This is a genomic window from Euzebyales bacterium, assembly GCA_036374135.1.
Classification (GTDB): Bacteria; Actinomycetota; Nitriliruptoria; order Euzebyales; family JAHELV01; genus JAHELV01.
The window spans coordinates 51,581-74,649 of record DASUUK010000035.1 but is presented as its reverse complement, the minus strand read 5'-3'; the positions used below and the strand labels follow the sequence as shown (position 1 = coordinate 74,649).

Here is a 23,069-nt window from a genome sequence, read left to right as displayed (position 1 = left end):
AAACTACACGCGTGTCATTCTTCGTCCACGTAGACGACGACGCGTCGACGCGGCTCCACACCCTCACTCGCCGACCGGACACCGCCGGTACGGGCCACCAGATCGTGCATGATCTTGCGCTCGAACGCGTCCATCGGCTCGAGCCGGTACGGCTCGCCCGTTTCGCGGACCTGCGCGATGCCGTCCCGGCAGCGGTCCTTCATCTTCTCGAGCTGGCGCTGTCGGTAGCCCTCGATGTCGATGCGCACGTGTGAGCGACGTTCGACCTGGCGCTGGGTTGCGGCTCGCACCAGTTCCTGCAACGCGTCCAGCGTCGCACCACGACGACCGATGAGCAGTCCGCTTCCGACATCGACCACGTTGATGAAGGCCTGTGTCTCGTCGACCTCGATCTCGATGTCTCCCGGCAGCTCGAGGATGTCCAGCAGCCCCTCGACGAAATCCGCCGCGAGGTCCGCTTCCTCGTTCAGTTCCGCGAGCCGGTCCGTCGCGACGACCTCGTCCGCAGCCGTCACGGCCGCCTCGTCCTCGTCCGCAGCCGTCACCGGCGCATCCGCGACGTCCGCGGCAACGGTGTCGCCCGTCGGATGCTCGATCCCGTCGACCTCCTCGTCGGTCGTCGCGGTCGTGTCGTCCACCGCGGTGTCAGTCACAGCTGTCTCCCCGTTGTCGGCGGCGTCGAGCACGGTCACACGCACATGCGCCCGACTGCGGCCGGCGAACAACCCGCGGCGGCCCTCGCTGAGCACCTCGATCTTGGCCTCGTCGCGCGCGACGCCCAACTCGCGCAACGCCGCCCGTGTCGCGTCCTCGACGGTCGACGCCCGCTTCTCAACCATCCGCGTCATCGTCGCCTGTCCCTCGTTTCGTCACGTTTGCGTCCCAGGCGGCCGAGGCCTCCGGGGCGGTGTCCGTTGCCCTGAGCGCGGTTGCGGCCGGTGTTGCGTGCCCGATCCGGCGCCGAGCGCTTGCCGGAGTCCTTCGTCGACCGCTTGTCGCCGGTCCGCCGCCGGCTGTCCCCACGCCGGTCGGCATCGCGCGTGCCACCCGATTCTGTCTGGGGCGGCCCGCCCGCGCCGACCTCCCGCAGCATGTACCACTGCTGGCCGACCTGCACGACGTTGGTCGTCACCCAGTAGACCAGGATGCCGACCGGCAGACCCCACCCGAGGAACACCAGGAAGACCGGCATGATGTACATCATCATCTTCTGCTGCTGCATCTGCTGGTCGTCGGCGACGGTCGCCTGACGCCCCATCATCTGCCGCTGCTGCAGGAAGGTCGTCGCACCCATCGCGATGAGCATGAAGACCGCGACACCCGCCGCCACGGTCGCCCCGTTCGCGATCATCTGCCCGATGTTCTGCTGCAGCGTCGCGCTGCCGACGAAGGTCGCATCGACCAGTTCCGGACGCACGTCCGGGCTGCGCAGCACGCTGAACAACGCGATGAAGATCGGAGCCTGCGCCACGAGCGGGAGGCAACTCGCCGCCGGATTGACGTCGTGCTCCTTGTACAGCGCCATCAGCTCTTCCTGCTGCTTCTGGCGCCGCTCCCGGTACTTCTCCGGGTCGGTCCGCATCATGCCGCGGTCCGTCTTGTACTTGCTCTGGATCCGCTTCATGTCCGGACGCAACTGCTGCATCTTCTGCATCGACCGGAACTGGCGGATCGCCAGGGGCAGCAGTGCGAGCCGCACGAGCAACGTCAGCAGCACGACCGCGGAGACCCACGCGTACTCGCCGAAGAGCCCGACCGTCGCGTCGTGCAGGACCTTCAGTACTTCGCCTAGGGCCGTCAGCAGCCCGTTCCAGATGCCCATCGCGTTAGATACCGACCTTCCTGGTCACGACCCGCGTCCCGCTGCCTGTGTGCCGTTCGGGTCGCGGCGGCACATGGTCCACTCCACCCGGATTCCACGGGTGGCAACGGCCGAGACGACGCATGGCCATCCATCCTCCCCGGATCGCGCCGAACCTGCGGACGGCCGTGATGCCATACTGCGAACAGCTCGGGTAGAACCTGCACCGTTGCGGATCGATGCGGGGTACCAGTTGCCACACGCGCATCAGTGCGACCAGCAGATGAGCCAGGGGGCTCGCTGCCGAACGCCCGTCGTCGGCACTCATCCGACGGCCCGATCGGCAGCGCGCTCGCTCAGGCGCTGCAGGTCACGGTGCAGCGTCGTGAACGGGGCGTCCAGGGCCGGCCGGCGGACGTCGACCACCAGGTCCACGGCCCGGGGAAGCCGTGCGCGTTGCGCGGCCGCCCGGAGCCGGCGCTTGGCGCGGTTCCGCGCCACGGCGCTCCCGACCGCCCGACTCGCCACCACCGCCAACTCACCGTCGCCGCTCCGATCATGGCCGAGGGCGTGCACGACCATCGCCGACGACGACGCCCGGATGCGGGCGGCGCGGACCGCGCGGATGCGGCGGGACGACATGCCTGTCACTGCATTCCGTCAGGCCGTCAGCGTCTTGCGGCCCTTCGCACGGCGCCGCCGGATGATCGCGCGACCCGAACGGGTCCGCATCCGCGACCGGAAGCCGTGCTTCCGCTTGCGGCGGCGGTTGTTCGGCTGGTACGTGCGCTTCATGGTTCAGTCCTCGTGGTGCTCGCGGGAGCAGGAGACGGCTGGTCGGGAGGCAATATCGCCGGGCACACCTGCCCGTAGGCGAGCCGCTGGGAGCGATGTTGCCGCACAGCCCGCGCGGAACCGTTGCGGTGTGGTTGCAACGGAGGTTCCGTGGTCGTCGTGGACAACGTGCCCGAGTGCAACGACGGCCGTGCCGTTTGCGTACACACGAGTCTAGAACGGCGGACACCCCCCGCAACCACCGGTCCGGCGTCACGGGGACTGGCCGGCGGCATGTCCGGAGCGTCCCAGAATCGTGTTGCGACCTCCACCGTCGTCAACCTATACTCCTGCCCCGCGCTCGGTTGCCACGCAGATTTCAGGATCACTGGGGTCGGTAGTGCGCCGTCAGGGCACACCGCGGGACCCGGTGGGACGGTGTCTGGTGGGGGCCGATGCGACGTCACCGCTTCCCTGGTGCAGACGTGGCGAACGTCACGGTCCATTCCCTCTGCACGCCGGTGGGAGCCATCGCTCGTGGCACGAGTCCACAGCTGTGGATATGTATGTGGACAACCACCCGGTTGCCCCGCGGTCCAACGGATCGCCATCGCCGACAATGGGAGGATCGTGCCTGTGGAGACCGTCGTGGGCGATCTGGATCAGATCTGGCAGGCAAGCCTGGAAATCCTCCAGCAGGATCTCACCGCCGCCGCGTTGCGGGCATGGCTCGATGAGACCCAGCCGATCGGCATCGAGAACGACACCGTCGTCCTCGCCGCGCCCCACAGGTTCGCACGGGAACAACTCGATGCGCGGTACGGCGACGCACTGCGCTCCGCGTTGACGGCCGCTGCCGGCCGCACGCTCAACGTGCTCGTCATCGTCCGCACCGACGAGCCGACCAGTCAGCCTCACGCATCGTCACCCACACCGGCGCCCGCGCCGTACAAGCCCGAGGCCGCACCGACGGTGCCAGTCGGCGGCGGGGGCCGGCTCAACGAGAAGTACACGTTCGACCGGTTCGTCATCGGCGCCAGCAACAGGTTCGCGCACGCCGCCGCGTTCGCCGTGGCTGAGGCGCCGGCGCAGGCGTACAACCCGCTGTTCATCTACGGCGGCGCCGGGCTGGGCAAGACGCACCTGCTCCAGGCCGTCGGGCACTACACCACCTCGCTGTTCAGCGACCTACGCGTCCACTACGCGACCAGCGAGCAGTTCACCAACGAGTTCATCGACGCGATCCAGAACGGACGGCGCGTCGGCTTCCAGCGCCGCTACCGCGATGTCGACGTCCTCATGATCGACGACATCCAGTTCCTCGAGAACAAGGAGCAGACGCAGGAGGAGTTCTTCCACACGTTCAACGCCCTGCACAACGCTCAGAAGCAGATCGTCATCTCGTCCGACCGACCGCCCAAGGAGATCGGGCAGCTCGAGGAACGGCTCCGCACGCGGTTCAGCTGGGGCCTGATCACCGACATCCAGCCACCCGACCTCGAGACACGTCTGGCGATCCTGCGCAAGAAATCCCAGCAGGACCAGCTCCCGGTGCCCGACGACGTGCTCGAGCTGATCGCCAGCCGCATCTCTTCCAACATCCGTGAGCTCGAGGGGGCGTTGATCCGGGTCGCCGCGTTCGCCAGCCTCCAGCGCACCGAGGTCACGCTCGAGCTCGCGCAGATGGTGCTCAAGGACCTGTTGCCGGAGCCGTCCACGGCCGATATCACCGTCGGCCTGATCATGGGGCAGACAGCCAACTACTTCTCGCTGACCCTCGACGACCTGTGCTCGACGAGTCGCGCCCGCCAGCTCGTCAACGCGCGCCAGATCGCCATGTACCTCACCCGTGAGCTCACGGACCTCTCGCTGCCGAAGATCGGCCAGGCGTTCGGCGGCCGCGACCACACGACCGTGATCCACGCCACCAACAAGATCGGCGGACTGATGCAGGAGCGTCACGCGATCTTCGACCAGGTCCAGGAGCTCACGACCCGCATCAAGAACGCGGCCAACGCGTGACCTCGATGACCGGCCGCCACCTGTGGAGTTCCTGTGCATCCGCCACGGGACAGCATGTGGAAAACTGTGGGTTGTCCACGTCCACCGCGAACCACATCGCTGTCATGGGGACAACCCGGCAGTTGTCCCCACACCATCAACAGGATGTCCAGATGCCGTACACAAGGCTGACGAGGCGCCTGACCTGGGATGACGACCGGTTGTCCACAGGTTCCGCCTCCCCCTGCTGTTACGGCGGATCTGAACTCTCCATCAAGATCTTCACCCGGGCGAACGCCCGGCTGTGTACAACGCATCTCGGACAGCACGACCCGTCGGCACCGCCGGTGCCATCAGAGGTGGCACTTGACGGCCGCTCGACGGAGCGTTGCCGACCGCATCACCTTCGGAGGCCGTCATGAAGTTCCGGGCTGAGCGCACCGAGTTCGCCGACGCCGCGACGTGGGTCCTGCGCACCGTCGGCGCACGAGCGACGTTGCCCGCACTGTCGGGCGTGCGCATGGAGGTCGCCGGCGACCGGTTGCTGCTCGGTTCGACGGACCTCGAGGTGTCGAGCACGCTGTCGATCCCGGTCCAGGCCGAGCGGGAGGGCACGGCGCTCGTGCCCGGCCGCCTGCTCGGCGATGTGGTGCGCAGCCTGCCGAACGCCGCGATCAGTGCGGACGCCGACACCGACCGACTGCATCTCGAGTGCGGCAATGCGCGGTTCGATCTGCGGCTCATGCCGCTGGAGGACTTCCCATCGCTGGCCACGGCCGCCGCCGGCGGATCGCCGGCTGTCATGAAGGCCGCCGAGTTCGCCGGGCGGGTGGCCCAGGTGGCGCGGGCCGCGAGCACCGATGACGCGCGTCCCGTGCTGACCGGCGTGTACGTCGAGGCGACGAACGATCACCTGGTGCTCGCCGCGACCGATTCGTATCGCCTCGCCATGCTCACCCTCGACTGGGAGCAGGACGTGGAGGGCACCGTGCTGCTGCCGCGCCGCGCACTCGACGAGGCACGGCGGTCGGCCGAGCAGCTCGGTTCCGAGGTGCGGATGTCGTTCGAGGACAGCCAGGTCGGCTTCGACTTCGGCGACCGCCAGCTGGTGACGCGGCTCATCGAGGGGTCGTTCCCTCCCTTCCGTCAGTTGATCCCGTCCGGGTTCGAGCGGCGGCTCGAGGTCGACCGCTCCGATCTGATCGAGGTCGTGCGGCGCGTCGCGGTGGTCGGCGATGCCAACACCACGGCGACCCCGGTGACGCTCCACCTGACGGCCGACACCGTACGTGTGACCGCGGGCAGCGGTGAGATCGGCGAGGCCGAGGAGACGCTGCAGGGCGCACTGTCGGGCGACGACCTGCAGATCGCGTTCAACCCCAGGTACCTGACCGACGGCCTCGACGCCGCCGGCACCGACCAGGTGGCACTCGAGTTCCGCGACGAGCTCAAGCCCGCGGTGATCCGTCCGGTCGCGTCCGGCGACGAGGGTGACGAGGCGGGCGCCGACTTCCTGTACCTGCTGATGCCCGTTCGCCTGTAGCGGCCCGGCCGGTACGGCAGGGCGCGCCGGTCGTGCGGCTCGAACACCTGGAGCTCGTGGACTTCCGCGCGTACACGAGCGTCTCGGTCGAGTTCCTCGACGGCCCCAACGTGCTGGTCGGGCGCAACGCTCAGGGCAAGACGAACGTCCTGGAGGCGGTGAACTACCTGGCCACGGGCTCCAGTCACCGGACCAGCAGCGATGGCCCGTTGGTGCGGGCCGGTGAGGACGCCGCGATCATCAGGGCGCGGGCTCGGAGCGACGCCGGTCGGGAGCTGCGGGTCGAGTACGAGCTGCGGCCAGGGGGGCGGTCGCGTGCGCGCATCGGTGGCCAGGCGCAGCAGCGCGTCCGTGAGGCGATCGGTGTCATCCGGACCGTGCTGTTCGCACCCGAGGACACCCAACTCGTGCGCGGTGACCCCTCGGACCGGCGGCGGTTCCTGGACGACCTGTTGACACAGCGCCGCCCCGCGTACCACGCGGCGCGGCAGGAGTACGACCGGGTGCTGCGGCAGCGCAACGCGCTGTTGAAGACCGCACGTGGTCGGGGCGTCCCGCCGGCGTCGACGCTGGACACGTGGACCGATGCGTTGGTGGCGGCCGGCAGTGCGGTGCTCGCCGCACGGGTCGCGGCGGTGCACGCGCTGTCCGGACCGACCGCACGGGCGTACGCGGATCTGGTCGCCGGTGATGCGGGCCCGTCGGCAGGGGTGCAGCTGGACTACCAGCTGTCGACGGGACGGACGGTGCGGGGGGATCCGGACGAGGGCGTGCCCGATCCGTCGGTCCTCGCCGCCGAGCTGCGCGCCGGCCTCGACGAACGGCTGCCGGCGGAGATCGAGCGGGGTGTCACGCTGGCCGGGCCCCACCGCGACGATCTGGTGCTGACGTTGGCGGACCTGCCCGCCAAGGGCTTCGCCAGCCATGGCGAGACGTGGTCGCTCGTGCTCGCGCTCCGGCTCGCCAGCAGGGAGGTCCTGTTCGAGGTCGGGGACGAACCGATCGTGTTGCTCGACGACGTGTTCGCCGAGCTCGACGAGGAGCGCCGTCGCCGGCTCGCTGCGCACTGTGACCGCTTCGGTCAGGTGCTGGTGACCGCGGCGGTCGCCGACGACGTGCCACTGGACGGGCCCCGGTACGCAGTGCGTGACCGCACGATCGTGCCACCCCCGGAGACCGTCCGTGGGTGAGGGCGAGCGGCAGCGAGCCGGTGGGTGGGGATCTGGTGAGGGCGAGCGGCAGCGAGCCGGTGGGTGGGGACATGCCTGATCGCCCGCGCCGTCGCTGGTACGACCCGCTCGGAGCCGGCGCGACCCCGCCGGCCACCACGGGCGAGGTGGCGCCGGTCAGCGATGCGTTGCACTCGCTCGCAGCCCGCCGGGGCTGGCAGTCGCACCTGGTGGCGGGCGACCTGCAGGCGGACTGGGAGGCGATCGTCGGCGCACAGCTCGCCGGCCACACAGCCCCCTTGCGACTGTCCGGAGGCGTGCTCGTCCTGGCCGCGCGCACCCCATTGTGGGCCGCGGAGGTCCGCCAGTTCGGCACCGTGATCATGCGCCGCGTCAACGAGCGGCTCGGGGAGGGCACCGTTCGGACGATCACGGTGTCCGTTCGTCGTGACACAGGCCGCTGACCTGCGGAAACGCGCGGAACGCCTAGCACAGGCCATCGTGTGGTGCGTGGTATACTTCAGTAGTACGCAGACCGCTCCGGCTCCGTGTGCGGCTGACATTAGCGTGAGCGTTCGTCGTGCGCCTGGATGGCCGGCCGGTCGTGCACCTCTACGAAGCCTCGCCCCGTTGTGGTGCTGTGGTGTCGGGACCGCTCTCCGGCGGCCGTGACGCCGCCGTTGCTGTGAAGAAGGAACAACCCGTCGTGAGCATCAGCCCATCCGAGTACGGTGCCAAGGACATCACGGTCCTCGAGGGCCTCGAGGCGGTGCGCAAGCGACCGGGAATGTACGTCGGATCGACCGGCCCGCGTGGCCTGCACCACCTGGTGTACGAGATCGTCGACAACTCGGTCGACGAGGCCATGGCCGGTCGCTGCACCAGCATCGACATCGTGCTGGGCGCGGACAGTTCCGTCACCGTGTCGGACGACGGCCGTGGCATCCCGGTCGGCGAGCATCCCACGCTGCACCGTTCGGCTCTGGAGGTCGTGCTGACCGTGCTGCACGCCGGCGGCAAGTTCGACAACAAGTCGTACGCGGTGTCGGGCGGCCTGCACGGCGTGGGCGTGTCGGTGGTCAACGCGCTCTCCGAGCGCCTCGTCGCCGAGGTGCGGCGCGATGGCCGGCTGTACCGCCAGACCTACCGCCGTGGGGCGCCGGTGGCGCCGGTCGCCGACGTCGGCCCGGCCGAGGGCACGGGCACCACCATCAGCTTCTGGGCCGATCCCGACATCTTCGAGACGCTCGACTACAACTGGGACACGCTGACCACACGGTTCCGCGAGACCGCCTTCCTGACGGCGGGCCTGCGCATCACGGTCACCGACGAGCGCGCACGCGACGAGGATGGCACGCCGAGGCGGATCGAGTTCCGGTTCGACGGCGGCCTGACCGACTTCGTCACACACCTGTCCAAGGCGAAGGAGCCGCTGCACGACACGGTGGTCTCGTTCAGTGCGGCCGAGGACGGGCCAGGCGGACCGCAGGAGCTCGATGTCGCGCTGCAGTGGAACGGCAGCTTCCACGACTCGATCCACACGTTCGCCAACACGATCAACACCCACGAGGGCGGTACCCACGAGGAGGGCTTCAAGAAGGCGCTCACAGGTGTGGTCAACAGGGTCGCCCGCGACACGGGTCTGTTCCGGCCGACCAGCAGGGAGAAGGATCTGACGCTGACCGGCGAGGACATCCGCGAGGGCCTCGTCGCGATCGTGTCCGTCAAGATCGCAGATCCGCAGTTCGAGGGACAGACCAAGACCAAGCTGGGCAACACCGAGGTCCGTAGCTTCGTCGAGCGCACCTGCAACGAGCAGCTCAAGAACTGGTTCGCGGAGCATCCCCAGGAGACCCGGGTCATCGTCAACAAGGCGATCCAGGGCGCACGGGCACGGATGGCCGCGCGCAAGGCGCGCGACCTGACACGTCGCAAGGGCCTGCTCGAGTCGCACTCGCTGCCCGGCAAGCTGGCCGACTGCCAGTCCAACGATCCCCTGGAGACCGAGATCTTCGTGGTCGAGGGTGACTCGGCCGGCGGATCCTCGAAGCAGGCGCGCGACCGTCGGATCCAGGCGATCCTGCCCATCCGCGGCAAGATCCTCAACGTCGAGAAGGCCCGGTTGGGCAAGGCGTTGGAGAACAAGGAGATCCAGGCGTTGATCACCGCGATCGGCACCGGCATCGGCGACGAGTTCGACGCCGAGAAGCTGCGGTACCACAAGATCGTGATGCTGATGGACGCCGACGTCGACGGGGCACACATCCGCACCCTGGTGCTGACGTTCCTGTTCCGGCACATGCGCGAGCTGATCGAGGCCGGACACGTCTACATCGCCCAACCGCCGCTGTACCAGATCACGCCGGCCAACAGCAAGGACAAGCACCGCGACGCGCGGTACGCCTTCAGCGACCGGGAGCGTGACGAGATCCTGCTCGAACTGCGGGGCGATCCAGGGTCCAACGGCAACGGCAGCGGCCCGCCGAAGAAGGCCCGCAAGTTCGACATCTTCCGCTTCAAGGGCCTCGGCGAGATGGACCCGGAGCAGTTGTGGGAGACCACCATGGACCCCGGCGCGCGTGTCATGCGTCAGGTGACCATGGAGGATGCGGCCACCGCCGACAAGCTGTTCACGACGTTGATGGGCGACGACGTCGAGGCGCGCCGTGACTTCATCGTGCGCAACGCCAAGGACGTGCGATTCCTCGACGTCTGAGTCCGCGAGCTCGCCCGACCCACCGGATCCGACAGGTTCGCGAGACCTCGGGCACCCGACCAGCCCCTCACACACGACGACGTAGGCCAGATGGATGAGTGAAGACGTGCTGCCAGACACCGGCGACGGCGAGCAGTTCGAGCCGATCGAGCTCGAGGACGAGCTCCAACGCTCGTACCTCGACTACGCGATGTCCGTCATCGTCGGGCGCGCGCTGCCCAGCGCCCAGGACGGACTGAAGCCGGTCCACCGCCGCATCCTGTACTCGATGTTCGAGGGCGGGATGCGGGCGACGGCCAAGCAGCGCAAGGCCGCCGCCGCCGTCGGTGACGTGATGAAGAAGTACCACCCGCACGGCGACTCGGCCATCTACGACGCCCTGGTGCGCATGGCGCAGCCCTGGGCGATCCGTTACCCACTGATCGACGGGCACGGGAACTTCGGGTCGATCGACGGCGATCCCGCAGCGGCGATGCGTTACACCGAGGCACGCCTGTCACCACTCGCGATGGAGCTGTTGCGCGACATCGACGAGGACACGGTCGACTTCGTCGACAACTACGACGGGGAGGAGTCCGAGCCGGTCGTCCTGCCCAGCCGTTTCCCGAACCTGCTGGTCAACGGCAGCTCGGGGATCGCCGTCGGCATGTCGACCAACGTGCCGCCGCACAACCTGGTCGAGATGACCAACGCGATCATCGCCACGATCGACGACCCCGACATCACGCTCGACGACATCCAGCGGATCTGCCCCGGGCCGGACTTTCCTACCGGCGCGCAGATCATGGGCACCGCCGCCATCCGAGAGGCGTACGAGACCGGGCGCGGGTCGATCCGCATGCGGGCGGTCAGCGAGATCGAGGAGTCCCGTGACGGCGAGCGCATCGTCATCAGCGAGTTTCCCTACCAGGTGAACAAGGCCAATCTGGCGATGAAGATCGCCGAGCTGGTCAACGAACGACGGGTCGCCGGCATCCGCAACGTGCGCGACGAGTCGAACCGGGAGGGCATCCGCCTCGTCGTCGAGCTCCAGCGGGGGGCCAACGCTCAGGTCGTGCTCAACCAGCTCTACAAGATGACCCAGCTGCAGGAGACGTTCGGGGTCATCAACCTCGCGCTGGTGGACGGCGTCCCGCGGACGCTGGGCCTGCTCGACACCATCCGCATCTACATCGATCACCAGATCACGATCATCACCCGACGGACCCAGTACCGCCTGCGCAAGGCCGAGGAGCGGGCGCACGTCCTCGAGGGTCTGATCGTCGCGCTGGACCATCTCGACGAGGTCATCAACCTGATCCGCAACGCCGCATCGGCGGACGTGGCGCTCACCGAACTGCAGCAGCGGTTCGAGCTCTCGGAGATCCAGGCACGCGCGATCCTGGACATGCAGCTGCGGCGGCTGGCGGCTCTGGAGCGCCAGCGCATCCTCGACGAGTACGCCGAGCTGACCGAGCGCATCGCGGACCTGCGCGACATTCTCGCCCGGCCCGAGCGGATCCGCGGGATCATCGTCGACGAGTTGACGGAGATCCGCGATCGCTTCGGCGACGCCCGCCGCACGCGCATCCTGCCGGGAGACGGCGACCTCGACATGGCGGACCTGATCCCGCTCGAGGACGTCGTCGTGACGGTCACGCGCGCCGGCTACGTCAAGCGCACCAAGGTGAGCGAGTACCGCACGCAGCGTCGCGGTGGGAAAGGGGTCGCGGGTGCCGGCCTCAGGGAGGACGACATCGTCCGCGACCTGTTCGTGACGACGACGCACCACTGGTTGCTGTTCTTCACCAACCTCGGACGTGTCTACCGGGTCCGGGCGTGGAGCATCCCGGAGAAGTCGCGGACGGCGCGGGGGACCTATGTCACCAGCGTCGAGGGCCTGGCGCTCGAGTCGGACGAGCGGATCGCCGCCGTGCTCGCGCTGCGCGACTTCGAGGGCAACGGAGGGCACTACCTGACCTTCGCGACCGAGCAGGGGATGATCAAGCGGACCGTGCTCGACGAGTACGACTCGCCGCGCCAGGTGCTGATCGCGATCAACCTCCGTGATGACGACCGGCTGGTCGGCGTGTCGGTGACCAGCGGCAACGACGACATCTTCCTCGTGTCGCGCAAGGGCATGGCCATTCGCTTCCACGAGACGGACGCCCGCGCCATGGGCCGCGACACGACCGGTGTGATCGGCATGCAGCTCGGCGAGGCCGACGCGGTGCTGTCGATGACGCCGGCTGTGACTGACGGCCAACTGTTGGTCGTGACCGAAGAAGGCTACGGTAAGCGGACACCGCTGGAGCGGTATCCCAGGCAGCGACGCGGCGGCAAAGGGGTGCGGACCGCCAGGCTGACCGACGAGCGTGGTGCGCTGGTCGGTGCGTTGGTCGCAGCCTACGAGCAGGAGATCTTCATCATCACAGACATCGGTACCATCATCAGGATGGACGTCAAGGACATCCGGCCGACCGGGCGCTCGACCCAGGGCGTGCGTGTGATGACCCCGACCGAAGGCGCCACCGTCGTGTCGATCGCACCGGTGCGTGAAGGTGACGAGTTGGAGGACGACTAGGCCATGGACGACTGGCTGCCATCGGAGCGCTCGACGCAGACGCGCACGTTCGCCGAGCCGGGTGTTCCGGACCCTTCGCGAGATCGCGCTGGCGGGGCACAATCGAGGCAGGCGACACGCGGTGGCGTGGCGACGCGCGCGATACCGGAGGATGGCGATGGACGCCGACAGCGCTTCACCGACATGGTGACCTCCCGGGCCAGGGCACGCGGCGCGTCGACGCGTCCCGCGAGCACGCGTCCGACCCGACGCATGATCCGTCGCGACATCATGGTCCGTCGCGTCGACCCGTGGTCGGTGCTCAAGATCAGCGTCGTGTTCTACGCGGTGATGCTGATCATCACCATGCTGTCGAACGCGATCTTCTGGGCGTTCGTCAACCGCCTCGGGCTGATCGACCAGGTGACCGAGATCGCCGGTGCGCTCAACATCGCGCTGCGGATCAACACCGGCAACATCCTGCGGGCCACCTTCCTCGTGGGCGTGCTGGGCGTGATCTTCGCCAGTGCGGTCAACGTCTTCCTGGCGTTCCTGTACAACCTGGTCGCCGACCTGATCGGTGGGATCCGCATCGATCTCGCCGAGGACGAATAGGCGGCCGGATCGCCGACATCCGCGGACCTGCGCTGGTCCGTGGCCTCCGCTACACTCACGATTCCACAACGGGCCATTAGCTCAGGCGGTTAGAGCGCACCCCTGATAAGGGTGAGGTCCGAGGTTCAAGTCCTCGATGGCCCACTGGACGCAGTGAGCGGGCACGCGGCCCGCTCCGCTACCCGAGGTCCCACCATGCGCAAGCTGACGATCATGGCCCTGCTGGCCGCTGCCGTCTCGTACCTCCTCAAGAAGCAGCGCGAGCGGGAGTTCGACGAGTCGATCTGGGAAGAGCCGCAGGGCGCATAGCCCCCGGTGGCGCATCGGCCGTCCCAGGGCCCTTAGCTCAATTGGTAGAGCGCCACCTTTGCAAGGTGGAGGTCGCCGGTTCGATTCCGGCAGGGTCCACCACCTGAGCCCGCTGCGGCCGTGACCATCTTGTGTACGTGTACGCGGCGGCCCCGCGTGCACGGCGTTGCAGCGACCGGCGGGTGCGTGATAGGACTGCGCCATGACCGATGCGCCCCGAACCGCCAGTGCCGACCGCCTTCGTTCGGTGCCGTTGTTCGCCGGCGTGAGCGACGACGGCCTCGAGTTGGTGCTCGCGGCCGCCAGCTCGCACGAGGTGCCCGCCGGCCACGTGCTGATCCAGCCTGATCAGGCCGGCGCGGGCCTGTTCGTCGTCGAAGAGGGCACGGTGGTCGTCGAACGGCCCCAGGGCGCCGTCGAACTCGGGCCGGGTGAGTTCTTCGGTGAGTTGGCGCTGCTGTGGGAGGGTGCGGTGCACTCGCTGCGGGTGCGTGCGGTGACACCGGTGCGTGTGCTGGCGCTCGCAAGGGACGACTTCACGCGCCTGGTCGAGTCCGAGCCGCAGGTCGCCCTCGCCATGCTCCGGGTGCTGGCACGCCGCCTCTGGAACGCCACCAGGTAGCTCGAGGACAGGGTCGCGCGTCGCGCACCGCGCGCGGCTAGCGTGCGGGGATCCGATCGGGCACACGCACGCCGGCGCGCCACACGCCCGTGATGTGCTCAGGATCCGCGAGCACGCCGATGTCGTCCGTAGGGTCGGCGTCGAGCGTGATGACGTCGGCGTCATGATCCGGACGGAGCAGCCCCGATCGCGGAGCCTGTGGGCCCAGGGTGGCTGGTCCGTTGGCGCTTGCGGCCGCGATCACGTCGAGCACCGGCATGCCCAGGTCGGCGAGCAGCACGGCCTCCTGGGCGTTCCGCCCCCACAGGTGTGAGGCGAAGATGTCAGTCCCCATGGCGATCGGCACACCCGCCGCCACTGCGATGCGGATCGCCTCGTCGTGGCGGTCGCCACTCGCGGCCACCTTGGCGACGGTGTGGTCGGGCAACCCGCCGCCGGCACCGAGGCCGCGCAGGTGATGGTCGATGAAGCACGTCGGGACGAGCGTCGCGCCTGCTTTCACCATCGCGTCCGCCGCCTCCTCATCAAGCCACGTGCCGTGCTCGATCGTGTCCACACCTGCGCGCAGCGCGGCCATGATCCCCGCCTTGCCATGGCAGTGCGCGGCCACTGCGCAGCCCATGCGCGCCGCCTCGTCGACGATCGCCCCCAGTTCGTCGTCGGTGAACTGCTGGTGGTGCGGATCGTCGACGGCGGACATCATTCCGCCCGAGACGTGCACCTTGATGACGCGGGCGCTCATGCGTAGCATCTCGCGAACGGCCCGGCGGCAGTCCGCCTCGCCGTCGCACAGCCTGAGGTACGACACGTGCTCGCCCAGGGTGCGCATGACGGGTAGCGGGATCTCGTGGAGGTCTCCGTGCCCGCCGGTCATCGACAACATCGCACCGGCGCCGTAGATCGCCGGTCCGGGCAGGGTTCCGTCGGTCACGGCGCGTGCCAGATGGACGCCGACACCACCGACCTCACGGATGCTCGTGATGCCCGCGCGGAGCGCAGCGAGTGCGTCGATCGCCGATCGCGCACCGGCCGCCGCCGGCGGCTCGAACGCCCACCACACGGGGTTCATCGCCGATGTCCCGGTGAAGTGGGCGTGGCAGTCCCACATGCCCGGCATGACGCAAGTGCGCCTCGGTGACGACGGCGTCATCGATCGGGGGAGCGTCGCGAGCGCGGCCGGCGTAGACGATGCGCGGCCCGTCCATCACGACGACGCCGTCCGCGACCGGGTCGCCCCTGCCGGGGATCAGCACCTGCGCCTCGATCCGCTGCATGGTCATCCTTCCTCGGGTCGTGGCACGTGTGTGTACGCGTACGCACCAACGGCGCGTGCTCGGACGTCCAGGTGCCGACCAGTTCGTGTCCGCCCACCGTACGGCGGCGCGGCGTCAGCCGGTCGGCAGCGACATGCGATCGCGTCGGGACCACACGAACTTGACGACGGCCCCGACCAGCAGCGCGATGACCGCGTAGTTCAGCCAGTCCGAGTACTGCCCGACCGAGCGCCAGCGGTTGCCCAGCAGGTAGCCGCCGGTGACCAGCAGCGTGTTCCACAGCGCGCTGCCCAGTGTCGTGAGGATGACGAACGTGCCCAGCGGCATGCGGCGGAAACCGGCGGGAAGCGAGATCAGGCTGCGGACGCCCGGGACCAGGCGTCCGATGAGGACCGACGACCGGTCGTGGCGGTCGAACCACTGCTCGGCACGGTCGAGGTCACCGGGCTCCATGAGCGGGATGCGCTCCAGCAGATCCCGCACCCGGTCGTTGCCCCACGCCGCGGCCAGCAGGTACAGGCCGAGCGCGCCGAGCGTCGACCCGATGGTCGCGGCGACCACTGCGCCGAGCAGGCTCAGACGACCCTGCCCGGCGAGGAAGCCCGCCATCGGCAGCACCAACTCGCTCGGTACCGGGGGGAAGAACACCTCCGCCAGCGTGAGGAGGCCCACGCCGACGGATCCCAGCATGGCGATGACGTCGGCGATCCATCCGATGAGCCCTGTCAGCTCGCTCGGCTGGGCGGCACTCGCCGCAATGGCGACGTCGACGACCGCGTCCGGCAGGTGAGATGTCACGCAGGACAGCTACCCCGTGACCGGACGGAGACACGTGCGGGCGATGCGCCAGCGGTACTGTTGCCTCGCGGTCGTCCCGGGAAGGTGCTGATGCGTCGCTGGATCGTCGTCCTGGCGGTCATCGCGGTCGTCGTGGCCGTGGTGGTGGTGCTCGCCACCGATGTGCCGTCGTCCTACGCGTTCGCTCCGCTGCTCGGCGTCGTGATCCTGTGGTTCGGCCTTGGTTCGTTGCGCTCCCTGCAGGCGGGTGCGGCGCACATCCCAGACGGTGACCCGGTCCCGGTGGACGTGGCGAACGAACGCATCACCTACTGGTGTGCCGGCTGCGGCGCCGAGGTGCTGTTGCTGATGCGCGGCACCGACAGCGCGCCGCGCCACTGTGGAGAACGGATGCGCGAGCGTGTGGAGATCGCCCGCGAACGCCCGGATCGGAGACTGTGAACGGCGGCAGAGGCGCCGCCGATCCGGGCCGACCGGGCATGGGCGCATGTCCGGAGCCGTGGTCCACACCTGTGGATAACCATGTGGATAGTGCGGGCGAGAGGTGGTCCGCACGGGCCGGTCGCCGCCGTGCGGAGCGTGATCGGCCACCACACGCACACGCAGGTTATCCCCAGGTGTGGACAACATTGGGGAAATCTCATCGGTGGGAGTAGACGAATCCATGGGATCGTCAGCCGTTGGAGTCACCGCCAGCGGCTCAACGTCACCAGCCCCGCCGCCATCATCACGAACCCGATGATGAGGTTGATGTTGCCGCCGGGTATCCCCGGGATGAGGTAGATCAGGATCAGGATCAGGGTGCCCACGCCGATGAGGCCAAGGCCGAGCGCGGGCACCCACCTCGGGCTCGGTTTCGGCCTCGGCGGCTTCGGCGGGATGTAGGTCGAGCGCTTGGATCGGGATTTCGGCAAGGTACAACTCCGTGCGTGTGGGACGCTCCGACGCTCATGGTACGGTCTCCGGCGTTGACTTCGAACGCGACCACCGGTGAACGGCCGTGGAGTCTCCGCCTGATCGGTGTGGTCGGGTGGATGCTTCTCGCCGCGGGCGCTGTCGTGCTCCTGTACCTGGTCTACTCGCTGCTGTTCACGAACGTGGCGGCCGAGCGCGCACAGGACGAGCTCCGCAGCCAATGGCAGACGCCGGACGATCGTGGCGTGGTGGTGGCCGCTGCCGACGGTCCGTCGGAGCCTCCGTCGGGCGGAGCCGATCCCGTCGCCGCCGGAGGTGGTGGTGTCGCGCTCATCGAGTTCGCGCGACCCGGCACTGACGAGCCACTCGTGCACGATGATCCCCTCGTGGTCCTCGACGACGTCTCCGTCGCGGATCTGCAACAGGGACCCGGTCACTATCCGGGCACGGCGCTGCCCGGTCGGCCGGGGAACTTCGCAGTCGCAGGCCACCGCACGACCTATGGCGCACCGTTCTTCCACCTCGACGTCCTGCGCCCCGGCGATGAGGTGCTGGTCACCGATCGCCGTGGACGCCGCTTCACGTACCGGGTCGCCGGCCAGCAGGTCGTGGCCCCGAGCGCCACGTGGGTGATCGATGACGATCCCCTCAGAACGGGACGACCGACCCTGACGCTGACGACGTGCAACCCGCGGTTCTCGGCGGCGCAGCGGCTGGTCGTGCATGCCGAGCTCGTGACCTGACAGGCCAGCGAGAGAACGGGCCGCCCGTGAGCCGTGCAGTGCGCTTGTTGGTGATCGCCGTCATCGTCGTGATCGCCGTCATCGTGTTGTTCACCGTCGTGTTCCCCTGGGTGGACCGGCAGTTCTTCGCGAACCCGGTCCTCGGCTGATCGTGGTCCCGCCGGACCCCGACTGGGATGGGCGCGCGTCGTCGGCGACCTATCCGGCCGGGGTGCCGTCCTCGTACGCCTATCCGGACGTCGTCGCGTGCCGCCTGCTCGACGACGCCGCCCAGGACTTCCCCGACGTCGTCGCCGTGGAGTACCGGGGCTACCGCCTGACCTATCGCAAGCTCGTCGATCATGTGGATCGGCTGGCGACCGCGCTGACGGCGCTCGGCGTCGCGCCCGGCCATCGGGTGGCGGTGGTGCTGCCGACATGTCCACAGGCGGTGATCGCGCTGTTCGCCACATGGCGCGTCGGCGCCGTCGCGGCACTCGTGCACCGCGACGAGGGTCCGCACCTCGCGGCACTGGAGCCACGCGTCGTGGTCACCACCGACCGGTGGTACGGGTCGGCTGTCGCGGAGGTCCGTGCGTCGATGGCACCGTCGACACCCGTCATCGTCACCGCGCGCGAGGACTACCTCCCGTTCCCCCGCAACATGGCGGCCTCGCTGCGCAACCGCCTCCGCGGCGCGCGCGACGACATGATCCTGCCACTGTCCGATCTCATCCGGCGCAGCCATCCCACGACCGGCGGTCGGGCGGCGCCCGATGCCGACGCGGTCACGACCGCGCGTGCCGTGTCCACCACGCAGCACCACCTGGTGGTCAACAGCTTCCAGCTCCGGCTGTGGCTCCCTGACGTGGTCGCGGGCGACGAGCGCATGCTTCTGGCCGTCCCCCTCACGTCGATGGCCGGTGTCGTGTGGCTGCTCACCGCCGTGCTGTCGGCCGCCACGATCGTGCTGGTCGACCACAGTCGCACGGCCCGGCGGCAGCGCGCCGCGATGCGCGCCCGCCCGACGATCCTGCCGCTGGACGCGCAGCTCACGGGCGACCTGCTGCGATCGTCGTGGCGTCGGGGGCTGCTGAGCTCCGTGCGCATCGCGGTCTCGACCGACGCGCTCGACGAACGGTCCAGCGCCGCCCTGGAGCAGGTGACCGACAAGGGCCGCGTGCGGCGTGCGTGGGGGATCCGGGGCGTGCTCACGCACGCCGACCCGATCTACGGGCGTGTGCTGTCCGGTAGCGTGGGCCTACCCCTGCCCGACACCGCCACCGCTGTCGTCGATCCGGCCACCGGACGTGCGCGACCCGCGAGTGACCGGGGTCACGTGTGGATCCGCGGACCGCAGCTGTGCTCGGGCGAGTGGGTCGACGCCGCCACCGACGGGACACTCGACGCCGACGGCTACCTGACGGTGCTGCCCGACGCCGCGCAGGAGCACGTGCAGACGGATGACTGACAGCGCTCGACGCGCGGTGCGGGACTAGGATTGCGCCCATGACCGGCCCACGGCTCTTCGTCATCGACAACTACGACAGCTTCACCTACAACCTCGTCCAGGAGTTCGGTGAGCTGGGGGCGCAGGTCGAGGTCGCGCGCAACGACGCCTTCGTGCTGGACGACGTCGCGTCGGCGGCGCCGGAGGGCATCGTTGTCTCGCCCGGCCCCGGCACGCCGCTCGATGCGGGCCTGTCCAACGACGTCATCGCCGCGTTCGGTGACCGGATACCCATCCTGGGTGTGTGCCTGGGGCACCAGTGCATCGCGCACGTCCACGGCGGACGTGTCGTGCGCGCGCCGGAACTGCTGCACGGCAAGACGTCTCAGATCCACCACGCCGGCGCCGGCGTCTTCGCCGATCTGCCCAGCCCGTTCGTGGCCACCAGGTACCACTCCCTGATCGTCGCGGACGACGACCTTCCGGACGTGCTGGAGGTCACCGCACGCACGCAGGACGGGCTGATCATGGGGCTGCGTCATCGCACCCATCCGATCGAGGGCGTCCAGTTCCATCCCGAGTCGATCCTGACCACCGCCGGCATGGATCTGCTGCGCACGTTCGTACGCCGCACCGCCCCGCTTCCGGTTGGCTGACGTCGACGTCCTGGTCATCGGTGCCGGGCTCGCCGGGCTCACGGCCGCGCGGTCGCTGACCGCCGCGGGTCGCACCGTCGTCGTCCTCGACAAGAGCACCGGGCCCGGCGGGCGGCTGGCCACGCGCCGCATCGACGGCGCGACCCTCGACCACGGTGCGCAGTTCTTCACCGTGCGAAGCGACGAGTTCGCCGACCTCGCGCGGCGTTGGCAGCGCTCCGGCGCCCCCATCGAGCGGTGGAGCGACGGCTTCGCCCAGGCGTCCGACATCCGTGACGGACCGTCGGGCGTGACGGAGACCGGCGGGGACGGCCACGCGCGCTACGTCCTGCGCGGCGGGATGAACGCGCTCGCCAAGGCGCTGGCCCGCGACGATCTCACGGTCCTCACCGATGCGCGGGCGACGGCGGCGTGGGTGCGCGACGGGCGATGGCGTGTGGCCGTCGCCGGTGCGGGTGGTCCCGATGTGCACGACGGAGCGGCGCTGGTGTGCACCCCCCCGGTGCCACAGGGCCTGGCGTTGCTGGCCCGCGGTGGCACGGTGCTGCCCACGTCGTTGGCGGCGGCACTCGAAGCGGTCAGCTACGACCCGTGCCTGGCGTTGCTCGCGGTCCTGGACACCGATCCGGGTCTGCCCGCGCCGGGCGGGGTGCAGTTCGCGGACGGGCCGGTGCGTTGGCTTGCCGACAATGCCCGCAAGCCCGTATCGGACCGTCCCGCGGTCACGGTGCACGCGTCCGCACCGTGGAGCACAGCGTGGTACGACCGCGCCGAGGCCGACGTCGCGGCGACACTGCGCGGCTGGCTGGCGCCCTGGTTGGGGGACGCGACCGTGGTCGCCGCCCAGGTCAAGCGCTGGCGGTACGCCCAGCCCCGCGACCTCGTCGACCATCGAACCCTGCACGGTGCCGTCGACGGCGCCGCGGTGGGGTTCGCCGGCGACGCGTTCGGACACGCGCGGATCGAGGGCGCGGCGCGCAGCGGGCTCGCCGCCGCGCAGGCGTTGCTCGCCCGATGACGACGACCGAGGGCTGACGAGCCGCCGCGTCCTGCGCGGGCGACGATCCGTCGACCGTGGTCAGGGCCCACCGCCGTTGCCCTCGTTGCCGGACCCGCTGCCGCCGCCGTCGTTGCCCGACCCGTTGTTGCCGTCGTTCTGGGTCGCCGCCGGGTCGGGACCGACCGACACGGTCAGCTTGACCAGCGTCTGCTCCTCGACCACCTCACCGGCTGGCGGGTCGCTCTCGATGACCTGACCCTGCGGGATGGTGTCACTGAACTCCTCAACGGGCTCGTCGAGTTGCAGGCCCGCGTCGATCAACGCCTGGGTCGCATCGGCGATGTCCTGGCCCACCACGTCGGGGACCTCCGTCGTCGTCGGCTCGGGCGGTGGCGGCGGCTCGACCTGTTCGGGGCCCAGCGACACGATCAACGTGACCTCCAACCCCTTGGGCACACGGGTGCCGGCCGCCGGCACCTGACGGATGACGCGGCCCTGGCCAACGGTTTCGTCGAACTGCTCGGTGATCACGGCCTCGAAGCAGGGCTGCGGTTCGCATGCGGAGTTCAGCCGCTGGACCGCTTCATCCTGCGGCAGGTTCGCGACATCGGGCACCTCGGCTTCATCGGATCCGCTCGAGATCACCAGGTCGACCTCGGTGTCCTCGGGCACCTCGGTGCCGGCGGCGGGTCGGGTCTCGATGACCTGGCCCTCCGGCACGTCGTCGCTGGTCCGCCGGGTCTGTTCACCGACCCGCAGGTTGACGTCGTTCAGCGCCTGCCGGGCACGTCGCAGCGGCAGCCCGGACACGTCCGGAACCTCGACGGGCGGGGCGCCCGTGTTCACGGTCAGCGTGACCGCGGTGTCGACGGGCAGCGGCTCGCCTCCGGGCGTGGGATCCTGCGCGACGACCTCGCCTTCCTCGGGACCCGACTGCTCGACGGTCTCGATCGTCACGTCCATGAACCCCTGGTCGCCGAGGACCTCGACAGCCTCGTCCTGCTGCATGCCGACCACGTCAGGCAGTTCCGCGGTGTCCACCTGCTCGGCGGTCAGATTCGTGAACAGCCACCAGCCGCCGATCAGCAGCGCGAGCAGCAGGAGGACGGCCGCGATCCACCACCCCGCGCGGCGCCGCGGCTCCTCCTCGTACGGCTCGTCGCGGTAGTAATCGTCCTCCTCGACCGTCGGTGCGCCGGCGGCGGACGACACGACCGTCTGCTCGTTCCACCGGTCCGCCGCCTGCGTCGCCGCCAATGCACCGATCAACGGGGCAACGATCGGCACGCCGGCACGGGCGCGTTCGAGGTCGGCGTTGAACTCCCGCGCCGTCTGGTACCGGTCATCGGGGTCCTTGGCCATCGCCTTGAGCGTGATCGCGTCGAGCTCGGGCGTCGATTCGTCCGACAGCTCGGACGGTGGCTCGGGCATGGTCGACACGTGCTGGTAGGCCAACGCGACCGGAGAGTCGGCGTGGAATGGCTGCCGACCGGTGAGCAGTTCGTAGAGCACGCACCCGAGCGAGTAGACGTCCGTCCGGCGATCGACGGTGTCGCCCTGCGCCTGTTCCGGCGACACATACGCGGCGGTGCCGAACACCGCGGCGGTCTCGGTGATGGTCTCGGCGTTCACAGCCCGGGCGATGCCGAAGTCGGTGACCTTCACCTCGCCGTCGGTCGACACCATGATGTTGCCCGGCTTGATGTCGCGGTGGATCAGGCCGTGCTCGTGGGCGTAGTCCAGCGCCAGCGCCGCGTCGCCGACGATCTCGGTGGCGCGTCCCGCGGTGATGCGCTCCGAGCGCGTCAGGTCGCGCAGGCTGCGTCCGCGCACCAGCTCCATGACGATGAACGGGCGACCGTCGGTCTCGCCGGCGTCGTACACGCTGACGATGTTGGGGTGGTTGAGGCTGGCGGCCGACTGTGCCTCGCGGCGGAACCGCAGCAGGAAGTTGGGGTCGTCGGCGTAGCGCGCGTGCAGGATCTTGACCGCCACCTCGCGGTCGAGCTGCTCGTCGAAGGCGCGCTGGACGTCGGCCATCCCGCCGCGGCCGACGCTCCCGAGGAGGCGGTAGCGGCCGGCGAGCAGGGTGGGCACACCGCTGAGCGGCCGAGTCTCGTCTGACATGTCGTCCTCGCTGTCTGTCGCCGTCGGCGACGCCA

23 protein-coding genes and 2 tRNA genes are annotated in these 23,069 nt (G+C 69.3%); 16 read left to right on the top strand and 9 right to left on the bottom strand.

The genetic code is table 11. From position 1 onward, the window contains the following. Positions 1-14 precede the first annotated feature (14 nt). Genes jag through rpmH form a run of 5 tightly spaced genes read right to left on the bottom strand, consistent with a single transcriptional unit; the run spans position 15 to position 2,596 of the window. Positions 15-839 carry an RNA-binding cell elongation regulator Jag/EloR gene (gene jag, locus VFZ70_06030; GenBank protein ID HEX6255351.1) on the bottom strand — a complete coding sequence of 275 codons (825 nt, stop codon included), beginning with the start codon at positions 837-839 and terminating at the stop codon, positions 15-17. Positions 840-844: 5 nt separating this feature from the next. Next, the gene (yidC, locus tag VFZ70_06025; GenBank protein HEX6255350.1) at positions 845-1,822 is read right to left on the bottom strand and encodes a membrane protein insertase YidC; all 978 of its coding nucleotides are present in this window, start codon (positions 1,820-1,822) and stop codon (positions 845-847) included. Positions 1,823-1,826: 4 nt separating this feature from the next. Next, positions 1,827-2,129, bottom strand: coding sequence for a membrane protein insertion efficiency factor YidD (gene yidD / locus VFZ70_06020; GenBank protein ID HEX6255349.1), 303 nt, complete (start codon positions 2,127-2,129; stop codon positions 1,827-1,829). After that, positions 2,126-2,443, bottom strand: coding sequence for a ribonuclease P protein component (gene rnpA / locus VFZ70_06015; GenBank protein ID HEX6255348.1), 318 nt, complete (start codon positions 2,441-2,443; stop codon positions 2,126-2,128). Before rnpA ends, yidD begins: the two co-directional genes overlap by 4 nt. Positions 2,444-2,461: 18 nt before the next feature. Then, positions 2,462-2,596 carry a 50S ribosomal protein L34 gene (gene rpmH / locus VFZ70_06010; GenBank protein ID HEX6255347.1) on the bottom strand — a complete coding sequence of 45 codons (135 nt, stop codon included), beginning with the start codon at positions 2,594-2,596 and terminating at the stop codon, positions 2,462-2,464. A gap of 615 nt (positions 2,597-3,211) precedes the next feature. Here rpmH and dnaA point away from each other — a divergent pair. From dnaA to VFZ70_05960, 10 genes are all read left to right on the top strand, one after another. Next, the gene (gene dnaA / locus VFZ70_06005) at positions 3,212-4,597 is read left to right on the top strand and encodes a chromosomal replication initiator protein DnaA (GenBank protein ID HEX6255346.1); all 1,386 of its coding nucleotides are present in this window, start codon (positions 3,212-3,214) and stop codon (positions 4,595-4,597) included. Positions 4,598-4,994: 397 nt separating this feature from the next. Continuing rightward, positions 4,995-6,119 carry a DNA polymerase III subunit beta gene (dnaN, locus tag VFZ70_06000; protein HEX6255345.1) on the top strand — a complete coding sequence of 375 codons (1,125 nt, stop codon included), beginning with the start codon at positions 4,995-4,997 and terminating at the stop codon, positions 6,117-6,119. Positions 6,120-6,151: 32 nt separating this feature from the next. Then, complete coding sequence (gene recF / locus VFZ70_05995; protein HEX6255344.1) at positions 6,152-7,309, top strand: DNA replication/repair protein RecF; 1,158 nt, start codon at positions 6,152-6,154, stop codon at positions 7,307-7,309. Positions 7,310-7,380: 71 nt separating this feature from the next. After that, the gene (locus tag VFZ70_05990) at positions 7,381-7,752 is read left to right on the top strand and encodes a DUF721 domain-containing protein (protein ID HEX6255343.1); all 372 of its coding nucleotides are present in this window, start codon (positions 7,381-7,383) and stop codon (positions 7,750-7,752) included. A gap of 242 nt (positions 7,753-7,994) precedes the next feature. Beyond that, positions 7,995-10,004 carry a DNA topoisomerase (ATP-hydrolyzing) subunit B gene (gyrB, locus tag VFZ70_05985; protein HEX6255342.1) on the top strand — a complete coding sequence of 670 codons (2,010 nt, stop codon included), beginning with the start codon at positions 7,995-7,997 and terminating at the stop codon, positions 10,002-10,004. 94 nt (positions 10,005-10,098) lie between these two features. Further along, positions 10,099-12,567 (top strand): DNA gyrase subunit A, encoded by a 2,469-nt coding sequence (gyrA, locus tag VFZ70_05980; GenBank protein HEX6255341.1) that lies wholly within the window; start codon positions 10,099-10,101, stop codon positions 12,565-12,567. Between the two features lie 252 nt (positions 12,568-12,819). Then, positions 12,820-13,161 (top strand): DUF3566 domain-containing protein, encoded by a 342-nt coding sequence (locus VFZ70_05975; GenBank protein ID HEX6255340.1) that lies wholly within the window; start codon positions 12,820-12,822, stop codon positions 13,159-13,161. Positions 13,162-13,231: 70 nt separating this feature from the next. Continuing rightward, positions 13,232-13,305: transfer RNA gene (locus VFZ70_05970), tRNA-Ile, on the top strand. A 191-nt stretch (positions 13,306-13,496) separates the two neighbouring features. Further along, positions 13,497-13,572, top strand: a tRNA-Ala gene (locus tag VFZ70_05965). A gap of 100 nt (positions 13,573-13,672) precedes the next feature. Continuing rightward, entirely contained in the window at positions 13,673-14,092 is a 420-nt protein-coding gene (locus VFZ70_05960) for a cyclic nucleotide-binding domain-containing protein (protein ID HEX6255339.1), read from the top strand. 37 nt (positions 14,093-14,129) lie between these two features. Here VFZ70_05960 and VFZ70_05955 read toward each other — a convergent pair whose 3' ends face one another. Next, positions 14,130-15,209, bottom strand: coding sequence for an amidohydrolase family protein (locus tag VFZ70_05955; GenBank protein ID HEX6255338.1), 1,080 nt, complete (start codon positions 15,207-15,209; stop codon positions 14,130-14,132). Positions 15,210-15,480: 271 nt separating this feature from the next. After that, entirely contained in the window at positions 15,481-16,164 is a 684-nt protein-coding gene (locus VFZ70_05950; protein ID HEX6255337.1) for a DedA family protein, read from the bottom strand. Between the two features lie 90 nt (positions 16,165-16,254). Here VFZ70_05950 and VFZ70_05945 point away from each other — a divergent pair, with 90 nt between their 5' ends. Continuing rightward, the gene (locus tag VFZ70_05945) at positions 16,255-16,605 is read left to right on the top strand and encodes a hypothetical protein (protein ID HEX6255336.1); all 351 of its coding nucleotides are present in this window, start codon (positions 16,255-16,257) and stop codon (positions 16,603-16,605) included. A 245-nt stretch (positions 16,606-16,850) separates the two neighbouring features. Here VFZ70_05945 and VFZ70_05940 read toward each other — a convergent pair whose 3' ends face one another. After that, on the bottom strand, positions 16,851-17,078 hold the full coding sequence (locus tag VFZ70_05940; GenBank protein HEX6255335.1) for a cell division protein CrgA: 228 nt from the start codon (positions 17,076-17,078) through the stop codon (positions 16,851-16,853). Between the two features lie 36 nt (positions 17,079-17,114). On the opposite strand from VFZ70_05940, the gene VFZ70_05935 reads away from it, so the two are divergent. Genes VFZ70_05935 through VFZ70_05915 form a run of 5 tightly spaced genes read left to right on the top strand, consistent with a single transcriptional unit; the run spans position 17,115 to position 20,925 of the window. Beyond that, entirely contained in the window at positions 17,115-17,822 is a 708-nt protein-coding gene (locus tag VFZ70_05935; GenBank protein HEX6255334.1) for a class E sortase, read from the top strand. A gap of 26 nt (positions 17,823-17,848) precedes the next feature. Next, the gene (locus VFZ70_05930) at positions 17,849-17,971 is read left to right on the top strand and encodes a hypothetical protein (protein ID HEX6255333.1); all 123 of its coding nucleotides are present in this window, start codon (positions 17,849-17,851) and stop codon (positions 17,969-17,971) included. Between the two features lie 2 nt (positions 17,972-17,973). Further along, entirely contained in the window at positions 17,974-19,272 is a 1,299-nt protein-coding gene (locus VFZ70_05925) for an AMP-binding protein (protein ID HEX6255332.1), read from the top strand. 38 nt (positions 19,273-19,310) lie between these two features. Further along, positions 19,311-19,907: an aminodeoxychorismate/anthranilate synthase component II gene (locus VFZ70_05920; protein ID HEX6255331.1), complete on the top strand. Its 597-nt coding sequence runs from the start codon at positions 19,311-19,313 to the stop codon at positions 19,905-19,907. After that, the gene (locus VFZ70_05915) at positions 19,900-20,925 is read left to right on the top strand and encodes an FAD-dependent oxidoreductase (protein ID HEX6255330.1); all 1,026 of its coding nucleotides are present in this window, start codon (positions 19,900-19,902) and stop codon (positions 20,923-20,925) included. The genes VFZ70_05920 and VFZ70_05915 overlap by 8 nt, the downstream gene beginning before the upstream one ends. A 60-nt stretch (positions 20,926-20,985) precedes the next feature. Here VFZ70_05915 and pknB read toward each other — a convergent pair whose 3' ends face one another. After that, positions 20,986-23,034, bottom strand: coding sequence for a Stk1 family PASTA domain-containing Ser/Thr kinase (gene pknB, locus VFZ70_05910; GenBank protein HEX6255329.1), 2,049 nt, complete (start codon positions 23,032-23,034; stop codon positions 20,986-20,988). Positions 23,035-23,069 lie beyond the last annotated feature (35 nt).